The sequence below is a fragment of the Streptococcus sp. DD11 genome (genome assembly GCF_001578865.1).
Lineage (GTDB): Bacteria > Bacillota > Bacilli > Lactobacillales > Streptococcaceae > Streptococcus > Streptococcus panodentis.
Genome location: NZ_KQ969394.1, coordinates 220,328 through 228,759 on the forward strand (window position 1 = coordinate 220,328; position 8,432 = coordinate 228,759).

The following is an 8,432-nucleotide window of genomic DNA, read 5'->3' on the forward strand; positions in this document are numbered from 1 at the left end:
GACCATACTTCTTTCTCCTTATGTGTGTTATAGTCATTTGCTTTATTTTTTATTACTTTGTTAGCTCGGCTTGCTTTAACAGCCCGAGGGGGGTGAGGGCGGCACAGACTCATCCGTTTGACGCCAGTACTGTCAGAGGCTGATACAAAAGGGTTTCAGTCTCGCTTTCTTCTGCAAAAACTCTTAAGGCGGCAGCGGACTGCTGAAATCGTCCAACGGACTGTTTCAGCTTGCAGATCAAGCTCCCCTTAAGATGTGTCTGCATCGTTCGTCTTTCAGACTCCGAAAAGCTCCGAAGCCGGGAACTCCGCTCCCCTTGTCTGCACCTCTTTCTCCGATTATAGCACCGGTCAGGCCTTTTTGCACTGACCCTTCTATATCTTTTTTTCTACTTTTTTTAGCATTGCCGCCCCGGCGGTCCATCCAGCTGAGACAGAAGCTGCTAATCCATCTGCCTGCGATAAGCTTTAGGCGACTTGCCGCAGAGTTTGCGGAAAACCTTATAGAAATAGCCAACATTGCTGTAACCGACCGCATAGCAAACATCTTCAATACTGTCATTCGTTGACAAAAGCAGCTGCTGGGCGGCCTTGATTCTCTGTTTGTTCAGGAGCTCAGCAAAGGTGGAGTTGGTTTCTCGCTTGATTAACTGGCCTAGATAGACCGAATTGATATAGAGCTCTTGACTGATGTCTTTCAAGGACAGTTCCTTTTGATAGTCTCGGCCAATCACTTCCAGAACGCTAGCTACATTTTCATTCATGCGGTATTGATCAAACAAACTGGACAGCTGCAGCTTGATATAGGCCAACAGACTGTCAAAGCTGTTCATTCCCTCAATTTCTCTGATAATGGCCGTGATGTCGTCCGGCTTCAAATGCTCAAAAAGATGATAAACATCCATGATGAACTGGATAAAGAGCTGCTTGGTGATAGAGACTTTAGGCGTACTCCGCAGGACGATGTCTTCCAACAAATCCAACTCTTCCAAAATCTGTGCGATATTGCCCTGAATAATCACCCGATAGACCGGCTCATAATAGCTGAAAAGCGGATCTGTCTCCTGCAGGCTGACTGTGCCGTAGAAGAGACTTTTTTCCAGATTGACCTTAAAAGACTGCAGCTGCTTCTTGTAGGGGGCAGCAAATTCCTCCTGGTAAACAGTCCCTCCCCTCTGACTGGAAAGGAAGAGATAAAGCGTTCGGTCCAAGACACGATAGGGAGCAGAGGAGAAACCTTTGGGAACAACATCCGCCCCTAGCCAAAGTCTTTCCTTTCCCTCCAGCAAACTGGCAATGTCCTCCTCCTCGCTTTCATCCTGAAAAACTCTTTCCAGCTGCTGATCGGAAGACTGCTCAAAGTTCTTGGACAGCTTTTCCAACAGGGCCGCCAGTTCCAGCTTATTGACAGGCTTAACCAGATAGTCCGCCACCTGCAGATTGAGGGCTGTTTTGACATAGTCAAACTCCTGATAACCCGACAGAATGATAAAAGCTGCCCGAGGCAGAGAAGCCTTCATCTGAGCAATCATCTCCAGACCGTTCATCCCCGGCATGTTGACATCTGTAATGACCAAGTCAACGCTGTGGTTTTTGATGTATTCCAGAGCCGCTTCCGCATCATTGGCTGTCTGCACAACCTCCATCTTCCACTTTTCAAAGGGAATCAGTACCTTAAGCCCTTCTGTAATCATATACTCATCATCAACTAATAATACCTTGTACATCCTGTCCTTTCTCTATTCATCCTGTATTTCTATCCTATAACGGACTCCTTGATTTTCCTGTGACTCGATCTGAATATGATAACGGTCGCCGAAAAAGAGCAGGAGGCGTTCGTGAACATTTATGATTCCGATTGATTTTCTGCTCTCTCTTTTTTCAGAATCATCCTGACGGCGGATCGCTAGCATCTGCCGAATCTGAGCCAGCTTTTCAGCTGCCATGCCGCGCCCATTGTCCTCAATCAGCAGCTGGACAGCACCGTCTTTCTTCAGCGCTTTGACACTGATTACATTATCCTGACGGCGGTAGTCAATGCCATGGGCGAAATAGTTTTCCACCAAGGGCTGCAGGCTGAACTTAGGCAGCTGCAGGCCTTCCAGCCCCTGATCCACCTTAAAGCCATAAGCAACTGACTTAGGATGGCGGACCATGCAGAGATAACTGTATTTACGGCAGAATTCCAGTTCTTTTTCCAGTGTTGTCTGCATCTCATCTGAGATATTATTCCTCAGCAAACTGCTGAATTCATAAATAATATCAGCCAGTTCTTCCTGACTCTGCATAACTGCATACATGCGGATAAATTCCAAGGTATTGTACATGAAATGGGGATTGATCTGAGCCTGCAGAGCCCGCATATTGGCATCCTTCTGGCTGAGCTCTAGGCGATAAATATCCCGGATGTTCTTGTCCAGACTGTCCAGCATCGTATTGGTATTGGCTGCAATCAGGAGCAGCTCCTGCTCCTTGGTTGCTGTAGCAATCCGCTTCTCGTTTTCCCCTTGTGCAATAGCCTGAATCGTCTCTACAATATCGGCGACCTGCCTTTGGTAATTTAAAAAGATCCTCTGCAAAATCAGGTAAAGAAGCAGGACTAAAATGAGACCGGAGATAATAATCAGACTGGTGCTGGAAATCGCGCTGTCCATCAGATAGGAAGCTGGGAGGGCGACCTGTATGACATAATTATAGACGGTCTCCTTCCTAATCCATCGAGCCTCTCTGACTGACTGCCCATCACTAAAATGCAGCATTTCTTTCCCATAAGGCGACCAAAGTCTGACGGCCAAAGGCAGCCTTCCCCGGACATTGTCCAGTACATTGGCAAAAATAGCTTCGTCAACGGTCACATAGACCGTCCCGATGTTCTGATCGGCAGTCTTATCATAAACAGCGACAGGAAAGGCAGTGGCAGCCGGCTTGTAATCTTCTGCAGGCAGCTGTTTGCCGCCTCTGGCATCTCTCGTCGAAACAAAGACTGTTTTATAATCATTGAGGGCAATGTCAATCCCTTTGATAAAATCATTTTCAACATAAATATCATTGATATTCTGATGCAGAGACACCTGAACATAATCCGGCACGCTGTCTGACAGGCGCCAGCTGGCATAGTCTGCCGGACTGAGAGCAAAATATTTATAGACTCCCTCCAGCTTGGCCTGATTCTCAACCAAACTTTGGGCCAGCTGATTGGAACGGCGGTTGTAATAGTCCACCTCATCAGCCAGCCGGCTGGCTGCCCGCTGGGAAATGCGCTCTGCTTCCTGATTTTTTCCCTGCCATTCCGCATAAGAAAGAATCAGCCCTAAACAGCCGATAATCACAACCATAATGATGGCATAAGACTTTAATAAAGAATGCAACCAGAATTTTTTCATTTTTCTTTTGCTACCAATTTAGACTGAACTGTTTGATATATCGGCTCCAGAATATCACTGGCAAAAAATGCCAGAGACCGACAAATACAAAAAGAGCAGGGCCGGCATATAATAGCCGGCAAGCAGCAGCAAAGCTGTGCCCAGCGATAATTTCAGCATAGCCGAAATAGTGAGAAAAATACCGATCAGGGACAGTTTGATCCGGTTTTTATACGACAGCTCAAAATAGACCTGCAGCTTCAGATAGACCGCATAGGCCAAGGGCGCAGCCAGCAGAAAAAGCAGATTCAGAATCGTCAGTAGGAGATAAAAAATGCTTTGCCGAGGCAGCTGCACCAGCAGATAAATACCGTAAAGCAGCAGGCCTTCTGCTAAGAAAAAGCTGTAAAAAACCTGATTGGCACTGATAAAATTTTCTTTAAACAAGGACCAGGCTTCCCGCCAGTGATACTCCTTATAATCATAACGATACTGCTGAAAGAGCGTCATTAAGACTGTCCCGGCCGGAGCCAGACCTAAAACCAGACCGCCGCATAAAGCCAGCAGCCAAAAAACAGCCGAAGCCATCATGGCCATATAGACCCGTTGAAACAGTATTTCAATCAGTTTGCCCATTTTTCACTCCTTTTTCTTTACAAAACAATCTAACATATTAAACGATTATATCATATTTTAATCGTTTTCAAAAATTTTTTCAGAATCTTATGCCCGCATGTCAGCTTCATGATTAGGCCTGATATTGATTTTCGAAGAGTATGAAATCCCCCTCAGTTCAGCTGAGGAGGATTCCAGTTCTGCTTATTTCTTAGCCGCAAGGAATTCATCATATTGTTTTTGCATTTCCTGCAGCACTTTATCATAAGCGCCTTCTGATTTCAGTTTTTCCATCATTTTAGGAATTTCAACATCAGGATCAACCGTACCAGTATTGATAGCTGTGTCGTATTCTTTCATCGTATTTGTAACGCTGGATACTTCTGCTTTGACAGGATCTACGTTAAAGTTAAAGCCAAGAGCCGGTGATTCCGGTGCTTCTGCAAGTACTTTCTTAGAATCTTCAATCTGCTGATCGGTTACATTTTCATTGATATAAAGAATCCAGTTGTTGCCAGTGTTCCAGCCGGACATGTGGGTATTGCCGTTATAGCCTTTCAGAGTGCGGACCCGATTTTCCTTGCCTTCAACTTTTTCCCAGTTTTCACCTTCTGGACCATAGACAAGGCCGTTCAGCAGTTCGGGGTTGGTGTTGAGCAGGGTCAGCAGCTCCATTGACTTTTCTTTGTTTTTAGAATTATTGGAAATAACAAAGTTGGCTACTTGAGTGGTCTGACTCTTCTTGTAATTTTTAGTCAGCTGACTGATTTCAATGGTGCGGTTGGCAACACGTGAAAGCAAGCTATTGCCATAGTCAGCAGGCCCTACAGTTTCTTCACGGACCAGCCAGGTATCCTCAGACAGCTGATAGGCTGTGTCACTGGTTGCAACATCTTTTGGAATATAGCCTGCATCATAATATTTATGGATGGTTCTTAAGCTTTCCAAGAAACGCGGCACCTCGTAACGGTTGACAATCTTAGTCGTATCGCCTTCAAGGTCAATCACAAACGGAAGGCCGTTGGTCACAGGATAGTCAAAATTGTCAGAAGGAATAAAGTTCTTGCCAATGGCAAATGGCACAACCTTCGGATCTTTTTCTTTGGCAGTTTTCAAAACCGGTTCCAAATCCTGGTAAGAGTGAATGTTTGAAATATCACTGATGCCATATTTTTCAAGGAGCGGGCCGTTAAAGGCAAAATTTTGAGAAGAAGTCACATTGGCATTGACCGGCACAGCATAAATCTTGCCGTTGACAGTATTTCCTTTGATATAGGCAGGATCAAGAGAATCATAAAGTTCCTTTCCTTCCTTCTTATAAAGGTCTGTCAGATCAGCATAGGCGCCTTTTTGAGCATTGATGACATAGTTTTGCGCATAGGCAATGTCATAGTTTTCACCTGATGAAGTAATGACATTCATCTTTTGCTCGTAATCCCCCCAGCCGATGTATTCGATGTCAAGCTTGGCATCGATTTTATCACCGATAATCTTGTTGGCATTTTCCAGCAATGTGTCAAGATTGTCTGGTTTATCACCAATTTGATACATCTTGATCACAGTTTTGCCGTCATCTGTCTTGGAAGATTTTTGGTTGTCTCCTGTCAGGCTGCCGCAGCCTGCAAGAGCTGCTGACAGGGCCAATAGACTGGCAGAAGCTAAAGCATATTTTTTCCAATTTTTCATAGGAAGATCTCCTTTTAAATGATTTACATGATATGATAAAGGGCAGCAGTCAAAACTGCTTTCGGTCTCTCATTCTTTCACGCCGCCAATGGTCAGTCCCTTGACAAAGTAGCGCTGGAAGAACGGATAGACACAGGCAATGGGCAGGGTCGCAATCACGACCATAGCCATGCGGCCTGACTCTTTGGGCAATGAGCCTGTCAGACCAGCCAGCTGGACACTGGCTCCGGCACTCTTGGAGAGATAATCCATATTTTGCTGGATTTTCATCAGAAGATACTGAAGGGGAACCAGATTGTCACTGCGGATATAAAGCAAGGCATTGAACCAGTCATTCCAGTAGGCAAGGGCCGTAAAGAGAGTAATAGTGGCAATGCCCGGCAAGGACAGGGGCAGGCAGATTTGGAAAAAAATCCGCGTCTCGCTGGCTCCGTCAATCTTAGCCGATTCAATAATGGCTTCCGGAATGGTCCGCTTGAAAAAGGTCCGCATCAAAATGATATTAAAGGGACTGAGGAGCAAAGGAAGAATCAGAGCCAATACCGTATCGCCCAGACCCAAAAGATTGGTCATGACAATATAAGTCGGAATCATCCCGGCCTGAAAGAGCATGCTGGCCATGGCAAAGAGGGTAAAGAAGCGTCTGTATTTGAAGCTTCTGCGGGAGATGGCATAGGCATAAGTCGTTGTGAAAAAGACATTGAGAGTGGTTCCGACGGCTGTGATAAAGACCGTTATAAAGAGAGACTGTAAGAGTTTGTCTTTCAGCGACAATAGAAATTCATAGCCTGCAAAGCTGAACTGGGAAGGCCAAAAAGCAAAGCCATTGTGGATCAAGCTGCTTTCATCTGTCAGAGAAATAATTATAACAAAGAAGAAAGGCAGGATACAGGAAAGCGAGAACATCGCAATCAGTATGTTAAAGAAGAAATCGGCTTTCTTATTGAAGGAGTGAATCCCCACATTATCAACTTTTTCCTTGTGAATTTTCTTTGATTTCATGCGTTCCTCCTTCCTAGAACAGAGCGGATTCTTTATCGATTCTGCGGACAATCAGGTTGCTGACGATTACAAGAATACAGCCGACAATGGACTGGTACAGGCCGGCCGCTGATGCCATCCCGATGTCGCCGGTCCCTGTAAGACCTCGGTAAACATAGGTATCCAAAACATTGGTCACACTGTAGAGAGAGCCTGAATCATGCGGCACTGTAAAGAAGAGCCCAAAATCTGCCCGGAAGATATTTCCGACAGCCAGAATCGTCAGGACAGTGATGAGAGAGGCGAGAGACGGCAGGGTGATATTGCGAATCCGCTGCCACTTCGTCGCACCGTCAACTGTCGCGGCTTCATAATAGGTCGGATCAATTCCCATGATGCTGGCATAATAGAGAATGCTGCTGTAACCCAGACCTTTCCAAATCCCGATAAAAAGAATAAAGGCCGGCCAGAAGGAAAGAACGGTATAAAAGTTAATATTAGGATTCTGCATCAGATGATTCAGCAGCCCCTTTCCTGGGTTTAGGAAAGCATCAACAAAGAAGCTGATGATGACCCATGAGAGGAAATAGGGAAAAAGCATGGTCGTCTGGTAGATTTTGACCATCTTCTTGGAGCGAAGCTCACTGAAGATGATGGCAATCCCGACCGAAAAAATCAGCCCCAGAATGATGAAGCCGCCATTGTAAAGAATGGTATTTCTCGTAATGGTGAAAGCATCCTTGGAATTAAAAAGGAACTTGAAATTATCCAGCCCGACCCACTTGCTGGTCATCACACTGTGGATAAAGCCTTCGCTGCTCAGTTTGAAATTTTTAAACGCTACCACATTGCCCAAAACCGGTATGTAGAAAAACAGGATAAACCATATCACACCGGGCAGAACCATGAGGAAAAAGATGATATTATCTTTTAAAGTTTTTATGAATTTGTGCATTCAGATCTCCCTTTCTTTTTGTAATGTTACCGGTTTCACGTTTTTATTATAAGCCTTTTTCTGTCGGTGATTAAACTCCTAATTATAGAAAAAATTCTACAAATTATTTCATTATCGTCTTTTCCTTTGCATTTAGCAGTAAAACTGTCTGGAGGACAGTTTCGGCCTATCGCTTAACATACAGGACGATAGGGCAGCGAGCTGCTCAAAAGCTCCAGTGGAGGTTTTGAGGCGGCAGGTAAAGCTTCCGCTAGGAAGTCTCAAAAGCAGGGCAAAGCGGTGCTGACGCGGTTTGAAGAGATTGTCGGAGACAAAAAAAGCTGATAAACAAGGGCTGCCCTGAACAGCTCCCTGTCAAGTGGACAATGAAATAATAAAAGATTAAGCAACGGCCTTGTTCCTCCTTTCAAGAGGGGCAAGGCCGTTGTTGCGCTCTTGAAATCGTTGGTTATTGTAGAAGTAGATGTAATCATCGATATCAGCGACCAGCTCCTCAAATGTCTTATACTTCTTCAAGTCATAACACTCCGTCTTAAAATGGCCGAAAAAGCTCTCAATCGGCGCATTATCAATGCACTTGCCTACTCGTGACATCGAACGAGTTATCTGATATTGAGTAGTTACCATACGGTATTCTCGTGATGTGTACTGTGAACCACGGTCGCTGTGAATGAGCGGTGCTGCTCCTGGATTGGCTTCCATAGCCTTTCTCAGATTCTCCATGACCAAAGGATTATCATTGTGCTGGCTGATGTGATAGGCAACAATCGAACCGTCATAAAGGTCCTTAATGGCACTGAGATAAGCCTTCTTCCCCAGTCCATACTTCAGAAA

The 8,432-nt window shown here is 45.1% G+C and carries 6 protein-coding genes and 1 pseudogene; all 7 read right to left on the minus strand.

Annotation, left to right across the window (positions count from 1 at the left end; translation table 11 throughout):
- Positions 1–442: 442 nt before the first annotated feature.
- A complete protein-coding gene (locus STRDD11_RS06950) occupies positions 443–1,726 on the minus strand; it encodes a response regulator transcription factor (protein WP_128836698.1) in 1,284 nt (427 codons plus the stop codon).
- A 12-nt stretch (positions 1,727–1,738) separates the two neighbouring features.
- Positions 1,739–3,382, minus strand: a complete 1,644-nt coding sequence (locus STRDD11_RS06955) for a sensor histidine kinase (RefSeq protein ID WP_128836699.1) — start codon at positions 3,380–3,382, stop codon at positions 1,739–1,741.
- Positions 3,379–3,997 (minus strand): annotated as a pseudogene (locus STRDD11_RS06960) (DUF624 domain-containing protein). Before STRDD11_RS06960 ends, STRDD11_RS06955 begins: the two are co-directional and overlap by 4 nt.
- Positions 3,998–4,180: 183 nt before the next feature.
- Positions 4,181–5,662: an ABC transporter substrate-binding protein gene (locus STRDD11_RS06965; protein WP_128836700.1), complete on the minus strand. Its 1,482-nt coding sequence runs from the start codon at positions 5,660–5,662 to the stop codon at positions 4,181–4,183.
- 69 nt (positions 5,663–5,731) lie between these two features.
- Positions 5,732–6,664, minus strand: a complete 933-nt coding sequence (locus STRDD11_RS06970; protein ID WP_128836701.1) for a carbohydrate ABC transporter permease — start codon at positions 6,662–6,664, stop codon at positions 5,732–5,734.
- Between the two features lie 13 nt (positions 6,665–6,677).
- A complete protein-coding gene (locus tag STRDD11_RS06975; RefSeq protein WP_128836702.1) occupies positions 6,678–7,598 on the minus strand; it encodes an ABC transporter permease in 921 nt (306 codons plus the stop codon).
- A gap of 381 nt (positions 7,599–7,979) precedes the next feature.
- On the minus strand, positions 7,980–8,432 hold a 453-nt coding region (locus STRDD11_RS06980), incomplete at its 5' end, for an IS3 family transposase (RefSeq protein ID WP_128836846.1).